The 19,171-nt window shown below is 67.7% G+C and carries 18 protein-coding genes and 1 tRNA gene; 12 read left to right on the forward strand and 7 right to left on the reverse strand.

Annotated elements, in window-relative coordinates; translation table 11 throughout:
• Positions 1 to 91 precede the first annotated feature (91 nt).
• Positions 92 to 2,470: a TonB-dependent receptor gene (locus PX554_RS05835; protein ID WP_093221433.1), complete on the forward strand. Its 2,379-nt coding sequence runs from the start codon at positions 92 to 94 to the stop codon at positions 2,468 to 2,470.
• Between the two features lie 213 nt (positions 2,471 to 2,683).
• Here the strand turns inward: PX554_RS05835 and PX554_RS05840 are convergent, their stop codons facing one another.
• Positions 2,684 to 3,595 carry a LysR family transcriptional regulator gene (locus tag PX554_RS05840; protein WP_275499724.1) on the reverse strand — a complete coding sequence of 304 codons (912 nt, stop codon included), beginning with the start codon at positions 3,593 to 3,595 and terminating at the stop codon, positions 2,684 to 2,686.
• 103 nt (positions 3,596 to 3,698) lie between these two features.
• On the opposite strand from PX554_RS05840, the gene PX554_RS05845 reads away from it, so the two are divergent.
• Positions 3,699 to 4,397, forward strand: coding sequence for a pirin family protein (locus PX554_RS05845; protein ID WP_275499726.1), 699 nt, complete (start codon positions 3,699 to 3,701; stop codon positions 4,395 to 4,397).
• A 95-nt stretch (positions 4,398 to 4,492) separates the two neighbouring features.
• Here the strand turns inward: PX554_RS05845 and ung are convergent, their stop codons facing one another.
• A complete protein-coding gene (gene ung, locus PX554_RS05850) occupies positions 4,493 to 5,194 on the reverse strand; it encodes a uracil-DNA glycosylase (RefSeq protein WP_275499728.1) in 702 nt (233 codons plus the stop codon).
• 50 nt (positions 5,195 to 5,244) lie between these two features.
• Positions 5,245 to 5,526: a hypothetical protein gene (locus PX554_RS05855; RefSeq protein WP_275499730.1), complete on the reverse strand. Its 282-nt coding sequence runs from the start codon at positions 5,524 to 5,526 to the stop codon at positions 5,245 to 5,247.
• A gap of 165 nt (positions 5,527 to 5,691) precedes the next feature.
• Between PX554_RS05855 and PX554_RS05860 the strand changes: the two genes are divergently transcribed.
• Positions 5,692 to 6,171 carry a hypothetical protein gene (locus tag PX554_RS05860; RefSeq protein WP_275499732.1) on the forward strand — a complete coding sequence of 160 codons (480 nt, stop codon included), beginning with the start codon at positions 5,692 to 5,694 and terminating at the stop codon, positions 6,169 to 6,171.
• Between the two features lie 18 nt (positions 6,172 to 6,189).
• On the opposite strand, the gene msrA (PX554_RS05865) is transcribed toward PX554_RS05860, so the two are convergent.
• The 3 genes from msrA (PX554_RS05865) to galE form a co-directional block, all read right to left on the reverse strand.
• Positions 6,190 to 6,855 (reverse strand): peptide-methionine (S)-S-oxide reductase MsrA, encoded by a 666-nt coding sequence (gene msrA, locus PX554_RS05865; RefSeq protein ID WP_275499734.1) that lies wholly within the window; start codon positions 6,853 to 6,855, stop codon positions 6,190 to 6,192.
• Between the two features lie 79 nt (positions 6,856 to 6,934).
• A complete protein-coding gene (locus PX554_RS05870) occupies positions 6,935 to 8,332 on the reverse strand; it encodes a M20/M25/M40 family metallo-hydrolase (protein WP_275499737.1) in 1,398 nt (465 codons plus the stop codon).
• A gap of 130 nt (positions 8,333 to 8,462) precedes the next feature.
• Positions 8,463 to 9,461 (reverse strand): UDP-glucose 4-epimerase GalE, encoded by a 999-nt coding sequence (gene galE, locus PX554_RS05875; protein WP_275499999.1) that lies wholly within the window; start codon positions 9,459 to 9,461, stop codon positions 8,463 to 8,465.
• Positions 9,462 to 9,563: 102 nt separating this feature from the next.
• On the opposite strand from galE, the gene msrA (PX554_RS05880) reads away from it, so the two are divergent.
• The 5 genes from msrA (PX554_RS05880) (at position 9,564) to PX554_RS05900 (ending at position 15,692) form a co-directional block, all read left to right on the forward strand.
• Complete coding sequence (msrA, locus tag PX554_RS05880) at positions 9,564 to 10,112, forward strand: peptide-methionine (S)-S-oxide reductase MsrA (protein ID WP_093221869.1); 549 nt, start codon at positions 9,564 to 9,566, stop codon at positions 10,110 to 10,112.
• A 137-nt stretch (positions 10,113 to 10,249) separates the two neighbouring features.
• On the forward strand, positions 10,250 to 10,987 hold the full coding sequence (locus PX554_RS05885) for a potassium channel family protein (protein WP_275499739.1): 738 nt from the start codon (positions 10,250 to 10,252) through the stop codon (positions 10,985 to 10,987).
• An 18-nt stretch (positions 10,988 to 11,005) separates the two neighbouring features.
• The gene (locus PX554_RS05890; protein ID WP_275499741.1) at positions 11,006 to 13,312 is read left to right on the forward strand and encodes a ribonuclease R family protein; all 2,307 of its coding nucleotides are present in this window, start codon (positions 11,006 to 11,008) and stop codon (positions 13,310 to 13,312) included.
• Positions 13,312 to 14,052, forward strand: a complete 741-nt coding sequence (locus PX554_RS05895; RefSeq protein ID WP_275499743.1) for a 16S rRNA (uracil(1498)-N(3))-methyltransferase — start codon at positions 13,312 to 13,314, stop codon at positions 14,050 to 14,052. Before PX554_RS05890 ends, PX554_RS05895 begins: the two co-directional genes overlap by 1 nt.
• Before the next feature lie 266 nt (positions 14,053 to 14,318).
• Positions 14,319 to 15,692 (forward strand): glutamate--cysteine ligase, encoded by a 1,374-nt coding sequence (locus PX554_RS05900; RefSeq protein WP_093221457.1) that lies wholly within the window; start codon positions 14,319 to 14,321, stop codon positions 15,690 to 15,692.
• Positions 15,693 to 15,811: 119 nt separating this feature from the next.
• Here PX554_RS05900 and PX554_RS05905 read toward each other — a convergent pair whose 3' ends face one another.
• Complete coding sequence (locus PX554_RS05905) at positions 15,812 to 17,107, reverse strand: methyltransferase family protein (protein ID WP_176787037.1); 1,296 nt, start codon at positions 17,105 to 17,107, stop codon at positions 15,812 to 15,814.
• Positions 17,108 to 17,205: 98 nt separating this feature from the next.
• On the opposite strand from PX554_RS05905, the gene PX554_RS05910 reads away from it, so the two are divergent.
• The 4 genes from PX554_RS05910 (at position 17,206) to mtnC (ending at position 19,100) form a co-directional block, all read left to right on the forward strand.
• Positions 17,206 to 17,279 (forward strand) — tRNA-Gly (locus tag PX554_RS05910).
• A gap of 23 nt (positions 17,280 to 17,302) precedes the next feature.
• On the forward strand, positions 17,303 to 17,920 hold the full coding sequence (locus PX554_RS05915; RefSeq protein WP_275499747.1) for a methylthioribulose 1-phosphate dehydratase: 618 nt from the start codon (positions 17,303 to 17,305) through the stop codon (positions 17,918 to 17,920).
• Positions 17,917 to 18,456, forward strand: coding sequence for a 1,2-dihydroxy-3-keto-5-methylthiopentene dioxygenase (locus PX554_RS05920; RefSeq protein ID WP_275499749.1), 540 nt, complete (start codon positions 17,917 to 17,919; stop codon positions 18,454 to 18,456). Before PX554_RS05915 ends, PX554_RS05920 begins: the two co-directional genes overlap by 4 nt.
• A complete protein-coding gene (mtnC, locus tag PX554_RS05925) occupies positions 18,453 to 19,100 on the forward strand; it encodes an acireductone synthase (protein ID WP_256326068.1) in 648 nt (215 codons plus the stop codon). Before PX554_RS05920 ends, mtnC begins: the two co-directional genes overlap by 4 nt.
• The last annotated feature ends 71 nt before the right edge of the window (positions 19,101 to 19,171 follow it).

Here is a 19,171-nt window from a genome sequence, read left to right on the forward strand (position 1 = left end):
GTCCGCACGCCCTTGCACTATATTCCACCGTATATAATAAGGCCCCGACACCCGTAAGCGCACCAGCGCCCGAGCGGACAAAGGGGCTACCATGAAAATCCGCGCCATCGCCGCGACCGCGGCGGCTATCCTCGCGTCCACGCCACCCGCTGCACACGCCGCCGCGCCCGGCGACGCGCCGACGCCTGACGCCATCGCTCAGCCCGATACCAGCACCGACATCCTCGTCACCGCGCGCCGCCGGCCCGAAGACCCGCAGACCATCCCCGGATCGCTCTCGGTGGTGTCGGGCGCGCTGCTCGATCGGTCGTACACGATCAACACGCAAGGGCTGTCGGTGCTCGTGCCCGCGCTCAACTACAGCTCGGCCAATCCGCGCAACACCGCCTTCACGATCCGCGGGCTCGGCTCGAGCGTGGTCGCGGTCAGCCAGGCCAATGACGGGCTGGAGCCCGGGGTCGGCTATTATGTCGATCAGGTCTATCACGCCCGCCCCGCCACCGCCGCGTTCGATTTCAGCGATATCGACCATGTCGAGGTGCTGCGCGGCCCGCAGGGCACGTTGTTCGGGAAGAACAGCACGGCCGGCGCGATCAGTATCACCACGCGAGAGCCCACGTTCGAACCCGAGGCCGAGGAGGAAGTCTCGATCGGCAGCCGCAATTTCGTGCAGGCGAAGGCCGCCGCCTCGGGCGCGCTGATCGGCGATACCGTGGCGGGGCGCATCTCGGCGGTGGTGACGCGCCGCGACGGCGTGATCCACGACCTTCGCACCGGCGCCGATCTCAACACGATCGGCAATCAGGCGGTGCGCGGGCAACTCCTCATCAAGCCCAACGACACGTTCCGGCTCCGCCTCACCGCCGATTTCAGCACTTTCGAAAGCGATTGCTGCACGCAGGTCTATCTGCGCGTCGCGCCCACGCTCAAGGCCGCCGCGCGGCAATATGCGGCGCTCGCCGCCAACGTGCCGGGCGGCGCGTACACGCCCGCCAGCCGCAATCCCTATGATCGCCTCACCGATATCGACGCGGCGGTCGGCACCAACACCAACGAGGGCGGTGTGTCGGCGGTGGCCGACTGGAACCTCGGGCCGGCCACGCTCACCTCGGTCAGCGCGTGGCGGTTCTGGAACTGGGATGCCGCCAACGACCGCGACTATACCGGCATCCCGATCCAGACGAGCCAGCACATTCCCTCCCGGCAGGACCAGTACAGCCAGGAACTGCGCATCGCCTCGAACGGCGATCACGCGCTGAGCTATGTCGGGGGGCTATATTTCTTCCGCCAGCGCGTGATCGGTCGGCCGATCTCGATCTATGGCCCGCTCGCGACCTATTGGCTGCTCGGCAGCCCCTCGGCCGCGCTGCCGGGCAATTTGCTCGACGGCTATGGTTCGGACGGGCGCACCGATTTCCAGTCGAACAGCTATGCCGCGTTCGGCGAGGTCAACTGGCGCCCGCTCGCCGGGCTGACGCTGACCGGCGGCCTGCGCTACACCTATGAGACCAAGACCGGCAGCTATAACACCTTCACCTTCGGCGGCCCGACCGGCCTCACTCAGGCGCAGATCAACAGCCAGCTCTCGGTCCTGCGTGGGCAGGTTTACGATGCCAAGGTCAACGACGGCAGCCTCACCGGGCGCGCCAACGTCGCCTATGATTTTACCCCCGGCGTGCTCGGCTATGTCAGCTTCGCGCGCGGCGCCAAATCGGGCGGGATCAATATGTCGGGCCTGCCGCTCGACAATACCAACCAGCCCGCTCTGTCCAAGGCGGTGGTGCGGCCGGAGACCAACACCGCCTATGAAATCGGCCTCAAGACGCGGCTGTTCGACCGCCGGCTGACCTTCAACATCGACGGCTACTACACGCGTGTCACCGATTTCCAGGCGAACGTCACCGATACCGGCGCTGCCGCCGCTTTGCGCACCTATCTCGCCAACATCCCAAAGGTGACGGTGAAGGGGTTCGAGGCCGATGCCGTCGCCACGCCAATCCCGGCGTTGTCGCTGCGCGGCGCGGTCGCCTATGCGGCCGGCGACTACACATCCTATCCCAACGCTCCCTGCCCGATCGAGGCGATCAGCAGCAGCACCACCGTCTGCAACCTCTCGGGCAAGCCGCTGTCGAGCCTGCCGAAATGGACCGTATCGGCCGGCGGCGACTACACGTTGCCGGTCCCGGCGCTGCGCGGCGCGGTCATCCTGCACGCCGATTCGATGTCGCGCACCAGCCAATATGGCGACCCGACCGACTCCGCCTATACGCGCATCAACGGCTATACGCTCGTCAACGCCAGCCTCGGCTACCGCAACAACGCGGGCTGGGAAATCGACGTGTTCGCGCGCAACCTGTTCGACGCGAACTACCTCCAGAACGTGACGATCCAGGCCGGCAATTCCGGCCTGATCCTCGCCACCCCGAGCGACCCGCGCACGATCGGCGTGACGTTCCGCGCGCGGCAGTAGCGGGCGCCCCGCCCGACCCGTTCGTGTCGAGCATATACGAGACACCCTGCGCGCGGTGTGCCCCTCGACTTCGCTCGGGGCGAACGGTTGGAGGTCGGGCGCAAAAACGCTCGCAACCGCTCTCGTCAGTCGCCGAACGCACACGACGCCCCCACTAACCGTTCGTGTCGAGCGTAGTCGAGACACCCGCGCGCGTTCGCGGCACGGCGCGGGTCAGCCCCAAGGCGGCGTCGCCAGCGCCTTCGCCAGATAATCGATCAGCGCCTGCACGCGCAGCGGCCTGAGCGGCGAGGGTGGCATCAGCAGGTGCAGCGCGAGCGGCGGCACCGACCACTCTGGCATGGCCACCTCCAGCGTTCCCGCGCGTAGCGCGCGCCACACCAGAAACTCGGGCTGGAGCGCCAGCCCCTGCCCGGCGAGCAGCGCCGGGCCGAGCATATCGGCATTGTCGGTCCAGATCCGCACCGGCGGCTCGACGATCTCCTCGCCGAAGTGCGGGTGGGTGAAGCGCCACACGCCGCGCGGGCCGCCCCCGGTATAAGCGAGCGCGCTATGCCCGGCGAGTTGCGCCGGGTGAGTCGGCCGCCCGCGCGCGTCGAGATAGCCGGGGGAGGCGACCAGCAGGATCCGCACCGCGCACAGCCGCCGCGCGAGCAGCGACGAATCCTCCAGCCGCGCGATCCGCAGCGCGAGATCGAACCCGTCGGCAACGAGATCGACCCGCCGGTCGCTGAGCGCCAGATCGAGCGTGATCTCGGGATACAGATCGAGGAACGGCGGCAGCGCGTCCGCCAGATAGCCGATCCCGAACGACAGCGGCGCGCTCATCCGCACCGTTCCGCGTGGGCGCGCGGACTGCTCGGCCGCTTCGTCCTCCGCCGCCTCCCCCTCGGCGAGCAACCGCATCGCGCGCGGCAGCGCGGCGCGCCCGCCCTCGGTCAGCGACAGCCGCCGCGATGTGCGCGCGATCAGCGCCACGCCGAGCCGCGCCTCCAGCCGCGTGATCGCCTTCGACACGGTCGGGTTGGACAGGCCGAGCGCCTGCGCGGCGCCCGCGAACGAGCCGCATTCGGCCACCTTGGCGAAGATCGCCCAGGCTTCGAGGTCGGGGAGCCTACGTGTCATTTCTGGCAATGATACAATGCTATTGTTTCTCTTTCGTCAAGTCACGATCGACCGCACATTGCGGTCACACGGAGCGGCAGTCGCTCTCACAGGAGTTTGTCAGATGATCGACCGTAGGCCCTTCAATCAACTCGGCGGCGCCAACCACGGCTGGCTCGACGCCAAACATCACTTCTCGTTCGCCGGCTATTACGATCCCGCCAAGATGGGCTGGGGCGATATCCGCGTCTGGAACGACGACACGATCGCACCGGGCACCGGCTTCCCGCCGCACCCGCACGCCGACATGGAGATCATCACCTATGTCCGCGAAGGCGCGATCACGCACCAGGACAGCCTGGGCAATATCGGCCGCACCGAAGCCGGCGACGTGCAGGTGATGAGCGCCGGCTCGGGCGTGCGCCACTCGGAATATAACAAGGAGCCGGGCATCACCCGCATCTTCCAGATCTGGATCGAGCCGAAGACGCGCGGCGACAAGCCGTCGTGGGGCGCCAAGCCCTTCCCCAAGGGCGAACGCTCGGGCCATTTCGTCACGCTCGCCAGCGGCTTCGCCGAGGATGCCGATGCGCTGCCGATCCGCACCGATGCGCGCATCTCCGGTGCCACGCTGAAGGCCGGCGAGACCACCGAATATCCGATCGACGCCAGCCGCCACGCCTATCTGGTGCTCGCCAAGGGTTCGGTCGAGATCAACGGTGTCAAGCTCGACGCGCGTGACGGCGCCGCCATCACCGGCGAGACGTTGCTTCGCATCACCGCCAACGACGAAGCCGAGATCGTCCTCGTCGACGCCGCCTGAAACGAAGAAGGGCGCGGCGCACATGCCGCGCCCTTCCAGCACCAACCCCGTTCCGCATTCACTCCGTTCATCCCGAGCGGAGGATAGATCATCCGCTAGGGTATCGCCGGCAAAGCCCAGTCGATCGGCTCGCGGCCATGTTCGCGCAGGAATGCATTGGCCTTGGAGAACGGCCGGCTCCCGAAGAACCCGTTGTGCGCCAACAGCGGCGAGGGATGCGCGGACTTCAGCACCAGATGCCGCCCGCCGCGCGTGACATCGGCGATGAACGCGGCCTTCTTCTGCGCATAGGCGCCCCACAGCAGGAACACGATCGGCTCGGGCGAGGCCGCCACGGTGCGGACCACCGCGTCGGTGAAGCGCTCCCAGCCGCGCCCCTGGTGCGAGGCGGCGGCACCCATCCGCACCGTCAGCACCGAATTGAGCAGCAGCACCCCCTGCTTCGCCCAATGTTCGAGGAAGCCGTGCCGCGCCGGCGCGATGCCGAGATCTGCGTGCATTTCCTTATAGATGTTGACGAGGCTCGGCGGCGTCCGCACGCCGGGGTTGACCGAGAAACACAGGCCATGCGCCTGCCCCGCGCCATGATAGGGGTCTTGCCCGAGGATGACGACGCGCACCGCCGAGGGCGCGGTGAGGTCGAGCGTGCGGAACCATTCGCCGCCCTTGGGGAAGACCTGCGTGCCCGCCGCTTTCTCCGCGACGAGAAACGCCTTGAGGTCGGCCATATAGGGGCTGTCGAACTCTGCCTGCAGCGCGGCGCGCCATTCGGGATGGAGGTTGATGCGGTCGCTCATCACGCCCGGACGCGTGCCGGATCGGTGCCACGCCTGTCAACGCGGAAGCGTCAGCCCGGCTCGCCCATCCGCGCGGGCGGATGCTCGGGATCGAAATCGGGGATCTTGGCATCGCCATAGACCGGGTCCGGCGCGGACGGGCCGACGACCAGCGCGGCGGGCGCCGGGCCGGGCACGGGGCGTGCCGGGGCGGGAGCGAACATCGGTGCCGGCGCCGCCGTCGTCACGACCGGCGCGGTCGCCGCAGGCCGATCGACCATGGCACCGAGATACGGCGTCGCCAACGCGACCGTGACGAGGAAACCCGCGCAAAACGCCAATTTGTGCGACACCTGAGACCTTTCACCGAGCTGACCCGGGAATGCCTGTGCCACGACATGGTAAACGAAACGTTGCGATCCAACGCGTCGCCCGGAACATCGTTACGGCCCCAAAACGGACTCGCTTTTCGTGCCGCGCCGTCGCATGATCGCGAAAGACGATCGAAAGGAACGCAGATGGTTCTCGGGCTTTCGGTACATGCTTTCACGCTGCTCCACACCGCGATCAGCCTCGTCGCGATCGGCGCGGGTCTCCTCTTCTTCATCGCTTTGTCGCGTGGGCGGTGGCTGGGCACCACCAACGCGGTCTTCCTCGTCTTCACGATCCTGACGAGCGTGACCGGCTTCCTGTTCCCACCCAAGCCGATCGGGCCGCCGCACATCTTCGGCGCGGTCTCGCTGGTGCTGCTCGCGGTCGCGCTCTACGCCCTCTACAGCGCGAAGCTCGGCGGACCCTGGCGGCGCGTGTATCTCGCCACGGCGCTGATCGCGCAGTGGCTCAACATGGTGGTGCTGGTGGTGCAAAGCTACCAGAAGATCCCGGCGCTGCACGCGCTCGCGCCGACCGGCGCGGAACCGGCGGTGCTGGTGTCGCAAGCCGTCGTGCTGGTCGCGGTCGCCGCCGCCGCATGGATGACGCTGCGCCGCCCGGCCTGACCGACTACAGCCCGTCGCTTACGCCGCCCTGGTCGCCAGCGTGGGGAAACCGGCCTTGAACGCCGCCACCTTCGGCTTGTCCCACCGCACGATATAGGGGTGGTTCGGGTTCCGGTCGTAGAAATGCTGGTGATAGTCTTCGGCCGGGAAGAAACCGCCGTTCTCCAGCTTGGTCACGATCGGCGCCTTGAACACATGCGCTTGGCCGAGCTGCGCGATGTACTCCGCCGCCACCGCGCGCTGCGCCGGGTTCTGCGGGAAGATCGCGGAGCGGTAGCTGGTGCCGCTGTCGGGCATCTGCCGGTTGAGCGTCGTCGGATCGTGGGCGACCGAGAAATAGACGCGCAGCAAGGTGGCGTAGCTCACCTTGGCGGGATCATAGACGATGCGGATCGCCTCGGCATGGCCGGTCGTCTCGCTGCTCACCTGATCGTAGGTGGCGGTGCGCGCGGTGCCGCCGGCATAGCCCGCCGTCACCGATTTCACGCCCTTCACATGCTCGAACACCGCTTCCATGCCCCAGAAGCAACCGCCCGCCAGCACCGCGACCTGCGTGCCGCCGGTTCCGGGCACGTCATGCAGCGCCGCCGGGATCGGCACCGCGCGCTCGGCGCCCACCGCCCCGCCCGAGAGCGCGAACAGCGCCACGCCCGCCACGCTCAATCCTGCCAGCACGGTTTTCATCGCCAAGGTCTCCATGCCGCCGATATCGGTGGCGTCCCGCGGAATTACACCCCCGCGGCTGAACCCGCGCTAAACATCGCTAGCCGGCATAGGCGCTGACGAGATCGTAGAGATAGTCGCGCCCCTCGTAGAGCGATTTGACGCCGATCCGCTCGTTCAGCCCGTGAATGCCGTTGCCGTCGGCATCGAAGAACAGCCCCGGCGCGCCATAGACCGGAATGCCGATCGCCTCGAGGAAGATGCCGTCGGTCGCGCCGGTCGACATCAGCGGCAGCATCGGCACGCCGGGGAAATAGCGCTCGGCCACCGCCTTGGCCGGTTCGAGAATGCGTGGGTCGAGCGCGGGTGGGATCGCGGTCGGGCGGATCGGCGCGTTGGCGGAGACGGTCACGTTCGGCCCGGCCAGTTCCCTCAGCTTGGTGAGCGTGCCCTCGACGGTTTCGCCTGGGAAGATACGGCAGTTGATGTTGGCGCTGGCGTGCTGGGGCAGCGCGTTTTCGGCATGTCCCGCCGACAGCAGGGTCGCGACGCAGGTGGTGCGCAGCGTGGAATTGAAGGTCTTGTCGCGGGCGAGCAGCGCCGACGCTTCGGCCTCGTCGGGGTTGGCGAGCAACCGCCGGATCGCATCGGCGACCGGCGCGGGCGTGGTCTTCGCCATCGCGGTGAAGAAGGCGTGCGTGGTGTCGGTGAAGCGGACCGGAAAGGTATAGCCCTGCACCGCCTTCAGCGCGTCGGCGAGTTGGTAGATCGCGTTGTCCGAAGTGGGTTGCGAACTGTGGCCGCCCGGGTTGGTGGCCGCGAAGGTGTAATTCTGCGCGGCCTTTTCGCCGACCTGGATCGCGAGCACCTCGGGCTTGCCGTTCACGCCGTACCGCCCGCCGCCGCCTTCATTGAGCGCGAACTCGGCGGCGATGAGGTCGGGCTTGGTCTTGGCCAGCCATGCCGCGCCGTTGAAGGCGTAGGTCGTCTCCTCGCCACAGGTCAGCGCGAGCTTGATCGTGCGCCTCGGGCGATGGCCCAATTGGCGGAAGCGGATCAGGCTGTCGGCCCAGATCGCCGCCATCGATTTGTCGTCGGCGGCGCCGCGCGCGTAATAATAGCCGCCCTCCTCGACCAGCGTGAACGGATCGCGCTTCCAGTCCTCGCGCTTGGCCTCGACCACGTCGAGATGCGCGAGCAGCAGGATCGGCTTCACCGACGGGTCGCTGCCGGGCAGGATCGCGACCATGCCGCCCTCGCGCGGATGGTCGGGCACGGAAAACAGCGTGATGTCGCGCGCCGGATACCCCGCATCCTCGAGCCGCGCCGCGATCTTGGCGGCGGCGTCGGTGCAACTCCCGGTGGAGAGCGTGGTGTCGGTTTCCACCAGCTCCTTGTACAGCGTGAAGAACGCCTGCTGGTCGGGCCGGGTCTGCGCCGAGGCGGCGGCCGACAGCATCGCCGCGCCCACCCCGAGCGCCATCGCCATCCTTCGCATCCGCCCCGCCCCTTTTCGTACAAAGACAAAGGCTAGCGTGCGGGAGGCGGAAAAGTCGAGCGAAACCGCGCAGCCGGCGATCTGGCGGCTCGGCGGACCCCGGAACACGTCCGGGGTGGCGTGGCGGCTCTTACGCGTCGCGGTCGGCGAGCACCCGCTCCCACGCCAGCGCGTCGCGGACGATCAGGTCCAGGTCGTCGCGCTGCGGCCGCCAGTCGAGCGCCTTGAGGATCGCGCTGTTGTCGGCGACCAACGCCGCCGGATCGCCCGCGCGGCGGCCTTCGATCTTGCGCTCGATATGCACGTTGGTGACACGATCCACTGCATCGAGCACTTCCAGCACCGAGAAGCCGCGCCCATAGCCGCAGTTGAGCGTGTGGCTCTTGGCGGGGTCGGCGGTGAGCAGGTCGAGCGCCGCGACATGCGCCGCCGCGAGATCGCTGACATGGATATAGTCGCGCACGCCGGTGCCGTCGGGCGTATCGAAATCGGTGCCGAACACGCCCACGCTCGCCCGCTTCCCCGTCGCCGCCTCGACCGCGACCTTGATGAGATGCGTGGCCCCCGCCGTCGATTGGCCGGAGCGGCCCTGCGGATCGGCGCCCGCCACGTTGAAATAGCGCAGCGCGCAATAGTTGATCGGGTGCGCCGCCGCGACATCGCGCAGCATCGCCTCGGTCATCAGCTTGGACATGCCATAGGGGTTGATCGGCACGGTCGGGTCGGTCTCGACCACCGGAATCCTCGCCGGCGTGCCATAGGTCGCGGCGGTCGAGGAGAAGATGAAGTGCGGCACCCCGCACACCACCGCGCTTTCGAGCAGCGCACGCGTCGCGACGGTGTTGTTGCGGTAATATTTGAGCGGATCGCTCACCGATTCGGGCACCACCACCGATCCCGCGAAATGCATGATCGCCTTCACGCCGTGGTCGCGGATTGCGGCACGCACCGTCTCGTCGTCCTCGATGCTCGCCTCGACCAGCATCGCGCGCGGATCGACCGCCCAGGCGAAACCGGTCACGAGATTGTCGACCACCACAACGCGGTAGCCCGCATCGAGCAAGGCCAGCACCGCATGGCTGCCGATATAGCCCGCCCCGCCCGTCACCAGCACCGCACCGTCGATCATCGAATCATCCCCATGCTGCATCGCACCCATCTCCGCCTACCACCGGAGATTGCGCCGCGCCAATCGCTCCCTATCTTCATCGTCATCAAGAAGGAGCAGATGATGGCGAGCGAAGTCGCGATTTTCGCGGGCGGATGTTTCTGGTGTACCGAGGCGGTGTTCGCCGACGTGATCGGTGTCGAAAAGGTCGAGAGCGGCTATATCGGCGGCGCGATCCCCAACCCGACCTACAAGCAGGTGTGCGGCGGCGATACCGGCCATGCCGAAGCGATCCGCGTCACCTTCGATTCGGATCAGGTCCGCTATGCCGATCTGCTCGACATCTTCTTCGCGACGCATGATCCGACGCAGCTCAACCGTCAGGGCAACGACGTCGGCACGCAATATCGCTCGGCGCTGTTCCCCTTGTCGCCCGACCAGCGCGAGGAAGCGCAGGCCGCGATCGAGCGCGCCGCCGCCGATTGGCCCAGCCCGATCGTGACGACGATCGAGCCAGCGTCGCAATGGTATCCGGCCGAGGATTATCATCAGGAGTATTGGGAGGGCGAAGGCCAGCGCAATCCCTACTGCCTGGCGGTGATCCCCCCCAAGCTCGCCAAGCTGCGCAAGAGCTTCGCGAAACGCTCCAAGGCCGCCGACGCGACCGCCTGACCCGTCGCCCCGGCGCAGGCCGGGGCCGCTGCGGTACTTGGCAAGCCACTCGCCTCAAACACAACGGCCCCGGCCTGCGCCGGGGCGACGACCTTTGTTCATCCCCCATTCGTCGGGAGTGGAGATAAGCGCGGATCATGACTGCGTCAGCACCCGCGCCCACGCCGCCCCCGCACGCCGATCGCGCGCTCAGCGCGTTGCTGATCGTACAGGCGGTGTCGCTGTTCGTCGCGATCCCGCTCTCGGCGCAGCATCCCGGCTGGCATGTCGTGCTCGATGCCGGGCATCTCGTGTTCGCCGCCGTCTCGGTCGCGGTGCTCGCGCACAATCGCGTCATGCGCGGGCTGCTGCTCGCCGCGCTCGCCGGGCTGGCGGTCGGACCGATCATCGGCGAACAGGCGGTCGCGTCGCGCGGTCTCGCCGCCGTCACGATGCACGAATCGATCGCGCTGACCGCGTTCGTGTTCAACGGGCTGGTGACGGCGCTGATCGCGCGGCACGTGTTCGGCCCCGGCCGCGTCACCAGCCACAGGTTGCAGGGGGCGGTGCTGGTCTATCTCAACGTCGCGCAACTGTTCGCGATCGCCTATGGGGTGATCGAGACGCGCGCGCCCGGCGCGATCGTGATGTCGGACGGGCTGAGGTTCGTCAATCCGCCGGCCGCGCGGACGGCGGCGCTCACCTATTTCAGCCTCGTCACCATCACCACCACCGGTTTCGGCGACATCGTGCCGATGCACCCGGTCGCGCGCAGCCTCGTCAATCTCGAATCGGTGTTCGGCCATCTGTTCCCGGCGACGCTGCTTGCGCGGCTGGTCGCGCTGCACCTCGCCCATGCCGATGATTCGGCGGGAAAGCGTGACGCGGACGTGTAACGTCCCTATCTCTGGCGGATGCCCAAGCGTCCCAAACCCGGCCTGCCCACGCGCGAACAGGTTCTCGATTTTATCACCACCTCGCCCAGGCCGGCGGGCAAGCGCGAGATCGCGCGCGCCTTCGGCCTGAGCGCGCAGGAGAAGATCGGGCTGAAGGCCTTGCTCAAGGACATGGCCGACGAAGGCCTGATCGACAGCGCGCCCGGCCGCGCCTTCCACAAGCTCGGCGGGCTGCCTCGGGTCACCGTGCTGCGCATCGCCGATGTCGATGACGGCGGCAACGTCTGGGCGGTGCCCGAGCGCTGGGAGGCGGAGACGCCGGCGCCGCGGCTGCGCGTGCGCGAACGCAAGCACGGCGCGCTGGCGGTGGGGGATCGCGTGCTGGCGCGCACCGAGGAAGCCGGCAGCGGCTGGATCGCGCATCCAATGAAGTCTCTAGCGCGTGGCGAGGAGATGATCCTTGGCGTGCTCCACGAGGAAGGCGGCAAGCTCTGGCTGCAAGGTGTCGAGAAGAAGGAGCGCCGCGACTTTCCGATATCGGACGCGGGCGGCGCGCAGCCCGGGGATCTCGTGCTGGCGGAGAAAGCCGGCCGCCCGCCCCGCATCACCGCGCGCGTTACCGAAATCCTCGGCGATCCCTTCGCGCCGCGCAGCTTCTCGATGATTGCGATCCACAAGCTCGGTATCCCGACCGCCTTCGCTCCAGAAGCGATCGAGGAAGCGCATCGAGTCGCCGGGCTTCCGCTTGGCGAGGCGCGCGAGGATCTGCGCCATCTCCCCATCGTAGCGATCGACCCCGCCGACGCCCGCGACCATGACGACGCGGTGTGGGCCGCGCCCGACGACGATCCCGCAAACCCCGGCGGCTGGCAGGCGATCGTCGCGATCGCCGACGTCAGCTTCTACGTCCGCCCCGGCGGCGCACTCGACAAGGATGCGCGGCGGCGCGGCAACAGCGTCTATTTCCCCGACCGGGTCGTGCCGATGCTGCCCGAGGAATTGTCGGCGGACATCTGCTCGCTCAAGGAAGGCGTCGATCGCGCGGCGTTGGTCTGCCATCTGCGGATCGCCGAAAACGGCACGCTGCAAAGCTGGCGCTTCACGCGGGCGGCGATCCGGGTGGCGGCGAACATCGCCTATGAGGACGCGCAGGCGATCATCGACGACGCCGCTTCCTCCCCTCCCGCTTCGCGGGAGGGGTCGGGGGAGGGCCTGTCCCCGCAGACGGAGGCGAATGAGGACACGCCCTCCCCTAGCCCCTCCCGCAAGCGGGAGGGGGATTTGCTGCCGATCCTCACCCCGCTCTGGGGGTGCTGGAAGGCGCTGTCGAAAGCACGCGCCGCACGCGCGCCGCTCGATCTCGATCTGCCCGAACGGCGCGTGATGCTCGACGAGAAGGGCCGCATCCTCTCGGTCGCGCCGCGCGAGCGGCTCGACGCGCATATGCTGATCGAGGATTATATGATCGCCGCCAACGTCGCCGCCGCCAAGGCATTGGAGGCGAAGAAGGCGCCGGTGATGTACCGCGTCCACGAGCCGCCCAGCCGCGAGAAGCTCGTCGCGCTGAAAGATTACCTCAAGACCTTCGGCGTCGAATTCGCGCTCGGCCAGGTGATCCGCCCGGCGACGTTCAATCACATCCTCGACAAGGTCGGCGAGGTGGATTTCCGCCCGCAGATCATGGAGCAGGTGCTGCGCACGCAGACGCAGGCCTATTACACGCCCGAGAACCACGGCCATTTCGGCCTCGCCCTCGGAAGCTATGCGCATTTCACCTCGCCGATCCGGCGCTATGCCGATCTGATCGTCCACCGCGCGCTGGTCGACGCCTATAAGCTCGGGCCAGGCGGGCTGACCGAGGGCGAGGCGGCGGCGATGGAGAAGATCGGCCAGTCGATCTCGATGCTGGAGCGTCGCGCGATGGAGGCCGAGCGCGACACGATTGATCGCTATGTCGCCGCGTTCCTCGCGACGCGGATCGGCGAGATCGTCGATGTGCGGATCACCGGCGTGGCGAGCTTCGGCTTTTTCGCGACCGTCGAGGGGATCGGCGGCGACGGGCTGATGCCGGTGCGCGATCTCGGCCGCGAATATTTCCGCTATGACGAGGCCGGGCGGCGGCTGGTCGGCGAGGATAGCGGCACCGAATATGCCAGCGGCATGCGGCTTCGGTTGCGGCTCGCCGAATCGAACCCGGTATCGGGCGCGCTGCGCTTCGAGATGGTCGCGGGCGAGAGCCGCCCCGCCCCCGAGCCACGCCGCGACCGCGTCATCAAGCGGCGTGGCCGGCCCGCCAACATCCGCCATCAGGGCAAGCGGCGCTGATGGTGGCCACCCCAGCCTGGCCGCCGCAATCGACGCCGCGGCTGTTCGTCGAACAGCCGCTCGGCCCCGGCCAGATCCGCATCGAGGGCGCGCAGGCGCATTATCTCGTCTCGGTGATGCGGACCAAGGTCGGCGATCCGGTCAAGCTGTTCGACGGCGTGTCGGGCGAGTGGCTCGGCGTGGCAAGCGTGGTCGGCAAGCGCGACCTGCTGCTCGACGTGACCGAACGGCTGCGCGAGCGCGAGCATGTCCCCGATCTCTGGCTGTGCGCGGCGCCGCTCAAGAAGGGCCGGATCGACTGGCTGGTCGAAAAAGCGTGCGAACTCGGCGTCGCGCGGCTGGTGCCGACGCTGACGCGGCGCACCGTGGTCGATCGGCTCAACCTCGAACGGCTGCGCGCGCATATGGTCGAGGCGGCCGAGCAATGCGGCCGCACCGCCGTGCCCGATCTCGCCGAGCCGGTGAAGCTCAGCGGCCTGCTGCGCGACTGGCCCGAGGATCGCACCCTCTTCTTCGCCGACGAAGCCGGCGGCGTGCCCGCGCTGGCGGCGATGCGCGACGGCGGCGCGGCGGCGGCGATCCTGATCGGCCCCGAGGGCGGCTTCGACGATGCCGAACGCGACGCGATCCGCGCGCTGCCGCAGGCGATCGGCGTGTCGCTCGGCCCGCGCATCCTGCGCGCCGACACGGCGGCGGCGGCGGCAGTGAGTCTTTGGATGGCGGCGAAAGGGGATTGGTAGTCGCGGCGAAGGCGCGTCCACGCGCCGCTGCGCGCAGCGCATCGCCGCGCCCGGCCGGCGGGTCGACGCGAAGCCCCGAACCCGACCGACGGCTTTGCCGTTGGCGCGTCACAGCTATATCCGTCACCCCAGCTTGCGATGGGGTGACGATGGTGGAGCTGGGGTGACAAGGGCGAACCCGTGCAACGATCGTGAGCAAAGAGGATTCTGTACCGCTCGTTTCACCCCCTCTAGCGCCTCCGCAATCGCGCCGCTAAGGCGCGGCGATGAGCACCAAGACCGCCTCTTCCGCCAAGCATGCGGTCATCGAGCACCGCGACCAGTTGATCGCGAGCTTCGCGCGCGGCGAGAAGCCGAAGGACCGTTGGCGGATCGGTACCGAGCACGAGAAGTTCGTCTATGCGCTCCGCGATCATCATGCGCCGAGCTATGACGAGACGGGCGGCATCCGCGATCTGCTGATGGGGCTCCAGCGCTTCGGCTGGGAGCCGGTGATCGAGAACGGCAACGTCATCGCGATGACCGGCGCGGACGGCAGCCTGAGCCTCGAACCGGCCGGGCAGTTCGAACTGTCAGGCGCGCCGCTCGACAATCTCCACCAGACCTGCGCCGAGACCGGCCGGCACCTCGAACAGGTCAAGACCGTCGGCGACGAGCTCGGCATCGGCTTCCTCGGACTCGGCATGTGGCCCGACAAGACCCGCGCCGAGCTGCCGATCATGCCCAAGGGCCGCTATGCAATCATGCTGCGCCACATGCCGCGCGTCGGCAGCATGGGGCTCGACATGATGCTGCGCACCTGCACCATCCAGGTCAACCTCGACTATGCGAGCGAGGCGGACATGGTGAAGAAGTTCCGGGTCGGCCTCGCGCTGCAACCGCTCGCGACGGCGCTGTTCGCCAATTCGCCGTTCACCGAAGGCAAGCCGAACGGCATGCTTTCGTACCGCAGCCACATCTGGTCGGACACCGACCCGGCGCGCACCGGCATGCTGCCGTTCGTGTTCGAGGATGGCTTCGGCTACGAGCGTTATGCCGAATACGCGCTCGATGTGCCGATGTATTTCGTGTACCGTGAAGGCCGCTATATCGACGCGGCGGGTCTGTCGTTCCGCGACTTTCTCAAGGGCGAGCTGTCGGTACTGCCCGGCGAGTTGCCGACGATCGACGACTGGAACGATCACCTTTCGACCGCCTTCCCGGAGGTGCGGCTCAAGACCTTCCTCGAAATGCGCGGCGCCGATGGTGGCCCGTGGAGCCGGATCTGCGCGCTGCCGGCTTTGTGGGTCGGGCTGCTCTATGACGACGCGGCGCTCGATGCGGCGTGGGACGTGGTCAAGCACTGGACGATGGACGAGCGCGAGACGCTGCGCGCGTCGGTGCCCAAGCTCGGCCTCGACGCGCCGATCGCGGGCGGCCGCAAGCTGCGCGACATCGCCGGCGCGGTGCTCGACATCGCGCATGGCGGCCTGTCGGCGCGGGCGCGGCTCGATGCCGGCGGCAGCAACGAGACTGGCTTCCTCGATCCGCTGCGCGAAGTCGTGCGCAGCGGCAAGGTGCCGGCCGAGGTGCTGCTGGAGAAATATCACGGCGCGTGGGGCGGTGACGTCAGCCGGGTGTATGAGGACATGAAGTTTTAGCGCTGACGTACCGCTACGTAGACCGTTCGCACTGAGCTTCTCGAAGTGCGTTTGGGACGCGCTGGGCTCGCCACGCGTCCTTCGACAGGCTCAGGACGAACCGGAGGGATGAGCGCCGTTCATCGCTTACCCGTCACCCACCCGAAAAAGCGCGGCACCATGCCGTTGCGGGCCATCCATTCCGAATAGGCGCGATACTCCGGGTCTAGGCCGAGATGGCGTTCTTCGGTCCTGGCGCGCCAATAATAAACGCCCGCCGTCGCCGCCATCAACCCGGTCGCGCGAACCGAATCCAGCCATGAGCCGGTCGTCAGGAACGGCAGCGTCGAGATGAACCAGAACAGGTTCTTCGACAGATAGGCCGGATGCCGCGAGAAGCGATACGGCCCGTGCGTGAGGATGCCGCGATGCGTGAGGTTGGAGAAGCGCAGGCCGAACGCCACCGTCGCCCAGGCGTAGATCGCGGTCAGCCCGACCAGCACCGCACCGGTTGCGGCGAGCAGGATCGGATGGCCCGCGAGCCAGACCGTCCAGCCATCGGGACCGCGCGTGCCGGGATGGTAATCGAGCACCCCGCCATCCGCCATCAGCACGAACGGCGGATAGCAGATCAGCGCCGCCATCCACGCCGCCGCGAACGGATTGGCGCTGCGGATATGCGAATCGAGCGGCCGCAGCGTCAGAATATAGCCAACGGTCGCGAAGGCGACATCGACCACGAACATGAAGGTGATGAGCCAATTGGCAAGCGCGACCGGATCGTGGAGGATCAGGCTGGTATCGGCGCGAACGAAGTCGCCGAAGCCCGGCGGGACGATCGCGAGCATGAAGGCGAGAAAGAAGCCCTTCACCGCCCAGGCGCGCACATGGCCGTAGATCGCCTCACGGTCGACCTGCTCGTCGAGGCCCATCAGCCACGCACCGAGCGCCCAGGCGCCATCCCTCGGCTCGACGAGATGACGATCGAGCCACAGCACATACGGGATCGACATGACGAACAGAACCGGCGCGACGACGCCGAGGCACCACATCGCGAAGCTATAATCTTCCTGCCAGTAGAAGCGCTCCAGCCCGTAGATCACGCCGATCCCCGCCCAGGTGAGCCACAGACCGGCAAGCTTGGTCAGGCTGATCTCATAGGTGGCGCGCAGCGGTTTCGCGGTCGACCAGTCGATCCCCGTCGACGGGTTGCGGTGGACCTTGTCCACGAGCAGCGACCACAGCACCATCGGCAGCCCGCACGCGACCACGTTGATGAGCGCCGAATAGGGTCCGTCCATGCCATAGGCGCGCGCGACCGCCACCCACGAGAGCAGTCCGGCGAGTCCCGCGAGTCCGCTACCGCCGCTCACCGCCGATCGCGGGCGGGTGTCGGAGGCGCGCGTGACGGGCGCGAGGACGGTATTGTGGAGCATACCAATCCGTAGCGCGCGAGTGGTTAGCCAAGCGTGAAGGAAACCGCAGGCGGTTGGTCTTGCGCGCGGGGCGGCTTGCCGGTATCTCCCGCCACAACGCGGGTATAGCACAATGGTAGTGCAGCAGCCTTCCAAGCTGAATACACGGGTTCGATTCCCGTTACCCGCTCCACCCTTTCCGGTAGAGCCAATCTTATGACCGCCATCTCCTTCCCCGAGGCGAGGCGGCAGATCGTTGCGGTCGGGCGCTGGCTCGACGGCAAGGGCTGGGCACCGGCGACCTCGGGCAATTACTCGGTGCGGCTCGACGATGGCAGCATCGCTGTCACCGTATCGGGCCGCCACAAGGGACGGTTGAGCGAAGACGATGTGATGCGGGTTTCGGCCGAGGGCGCGTCGCTCGACGGCAAGAAACCCTCCGCGGAGACCGCACTGCACCTGGCGATCTACCGGCTGTTCCCGGACGCAGGCGCGGTGCTGCACAGCCACAGCCCGGACAGCGTGGGGCTGAGCCGGGCCGTGCGTGGCGATAGTTTCACCTTCACGGGGCACGAAATGCTTAAGGCGCTGCCGGGCAACCCCACCCATGACGCCTCGGTGCGTCTCCCGATCGTAGACAACAGCCAGGACATGGCGATGATCGACGCCGCGATCGCGCCCGCGCTGCTGGCGCCCGGCGCGCCGCCCGCCTATCTTATTCGCGGCCACGGCCTTTACGGCTGGGGCCGTGACATGGCGGAGGCGGAGCGCGTGATCGAGGCGATCGAGTTCATGGTCGCGACCGAGCGTGCCGAGAGGAGTTTCAGCGCATGAGCCGCTTGCAGGTGTTCGACGAAGCCGATGGCGCCACCGCGCTGATCGATATCACCGATGGCGACCAAATCGCCGCCGAACTCGCGCCAGTCGGCGTGCGGTTCGAACGCTGGGCGACGCGCGAGATCGGGTCGGCCGACGTCGTCGACGCCTATGCGCCCGAGATCGCGCGGCTCAAGGCAGAGGGTGGCTATTTGTCGGTCGATACGATCACGATGACGTCGGATCACCCCGAACGCGCCACGCTGCGGCAAAAATTCCTGTCCGAACACACCCACGGCGAGGACGAGGTGCGCTTCTTCGTCGCCGGCGAAGGGCTGTTCACGCTCCACGCCGCGGGCCGCGTGTTCAACACGCTCTGCACGCAGGGCGATCTGATCTCGGTGCCGGCGGGGATGCCGCATTGGTTCGACATGGGGCCGAGCCCCAGCTTCACCGCGATCCGGCTGTTCCGCAATCCCGACGGATGGATCGCGCGCTTCACCGGCGATGCCATCGCCGACCGCTTCCCCCGCCACGAACCGGCCGCCGCGTGAAGGCGATCCTCACCGATATCGAGGGGACGACGACGAGCCTGTCGTTCGTGGCGGACGTGCTGTTCCCCTACGCCCGCGCGCATCTGCCGGCCTATGTCGTCGCGCACCCGCAGGAGACCGCGCCGATCCTTGCCGATGTCGCGGCCGCCGAGCCCGGCGATCCGATCGCGACCTTGCTGCGCTGGATCGACGAGGATCGCAAGGCGACCCCGCTCAAGACGGTGCAGGGAATGATCTGGGCGGACGGCTATGCGAGCGGTGCGTTCACCGGCCATGTTTATGCCGATGCGGTGGCGGCGTTGCGGCGCTGGCATGCGGCTGGGGTGGCGCTCCACGTGTTTTCGTCCGGCTCGGTCGCCGCGCAGAAACTGCTGTTCGGGCATAGCGACGCGGGCGACCTGACGCCGCTGTTCTCGGGCCATTTCGATACGACGACGGGGGCGAAGCGCGAGGCAGCCTCCTACCTCAAGATCGCCGGGGCGATCGGCGTGCCGGCGGGCGACGTGCTGTTCCTGTCCGATACGCCCGAGGAAATCGCCGCCGCGCGGGACGCGGGCATGCAGGCGCTGCGGATCGCGCGCGACGGCGGTGGCGGCGACATCGCGACGTTTGACGAGATACTCATACCCGAGACCCAACCCTGAACCGTTCGTGTCGAGCGAAGTCGAGGCACCTGCGCGTGTCCCTCGACTTCGCTCGGGACGAACGGACGTGA

This window comes from Sphingomonas pollutisoli (genome assembly GCF_029167165.1).
Lineage (GTDB): Bacteria > Pseudomonadota > Alphaproteobacteria > Sphingomonadales > Sphingomonadaceae > Sphingomonas > Sphingomonas pollutisoli.

Excerpts from the sequence above, each read along its gene's own strand:
- PX554_RS05835 (WP_093221433.1), top strand. The coding sequence starts at position 92 with ATGAAAATCCGCGCCATCGCCGCGACCGCGGCGGCTATCCTCGCGTCC.
- PX554_RS05840 (WP_275499724.1), bottom strand. The coding sequence starts at position 3,595 with ATGACACGTAGGCTCCCCGACCTCGAAGCCTGGGCGATCTTCGCCAAG.
- PX554_RS05845 (WP_275499726.1), top strand. The coding sequence starts at position 3,699 with ATGATCGACCGTAGGCCCTTCAATCAACTCGGCGGCGCCAACCACGGC.
- ung (WP_275499728.1), bottom strand. The coding sequence starts at position 5,194 with ATGAGCGACCGCATCAACCTCCATCCCGAATGGCGCGCCGCGCTGCAG.
- PX554_RS05860 (WP_275499732.1), top strand. The coding sequence starts at position 5,692 with ATGGTTCTCGGGCTTTCGGTACATGCTTTCACGCTGCTCCACACCGCG.
- msrA (WP_275499734.1), bottom strand. The coding sequence starts at position 6,855 with ATGAAAACCGTGCTGGCAGGATTGAGCGTGGCGGGCGTGGCGCTGTTC.
- PX554_RS05870 (WP_275499737.1), bottom strand. The coding sequence starts at position 8,332 with ATGCGAAGGATGGCGATGGCGCTCGGGGTGGGCGCGGCGATGCTGTCG.
- galE (WP_275499999.1), bottom strand. The coding sequence starts at position 9,461 with ATGATCGACGGTGCGGTGCTGGTGACGGGCGGGGCGGGCTATATCGGC.
- msrA (WP_093221869.1), top strand. The coding sequence starts at position 9,564 with ATGGCGAGCGAAGTCGCGATTTTCGCGGGCGGATGTTTCTGGTGTACC.
- PX554_RS05885 (WP_275499739.1), top strand. The coding sequence starts at position 10,250 with ATGACTGCGTCAGCACCCGCGCCCACGCCGCCCCCGCACGCCGATCGC.
- PX554_RS05890 (WP_275499741.1), top strand. The coding sequence starts at position 11,006 with ATGCCCAAGCGTCCCAAACCCGGCCTGCCCACGCGCGAACAGGTTCTC.
- PX554_RS05895 (WP_275499743.1), top strand. The coding sequence starts at position 13,312 with ATGGTGGCCACCCCAGCCTGGCCGCCGCAATCGACGCCGCGGCTGTTC.
- PX554_RS05900 (WP_093221457.1), top strand. The coding sequence starts at position 14,319 with ATGAGCACCAAGACCGCCTCTTCCGCCAAGCATGCGGTCATCGAGCAC.
- PX554_RS05905 (WP_176787037.1), bottom strand. The coding sequence starts at position 17,107 with ATGCTCCACAATACCGTCCTCGCGCCCGTCACGCGCGCCTCCGACACC.
- PX554_RS05915 (WP_275499747.1), top strand. The coding sequence starts at position 17,303 with ATGACCGCCATCTCCTTCCCCGAGGCGAGGCGGCAGATCGTTGCGGTC.
- PX554_RS05920 (WP_275499749.1), top strand. The coding sequence starts at position 17,917 with ATGAGCCGCTTGCAGGTGTTCGACGAAGCCGATGGCGCCACCGCGCTG.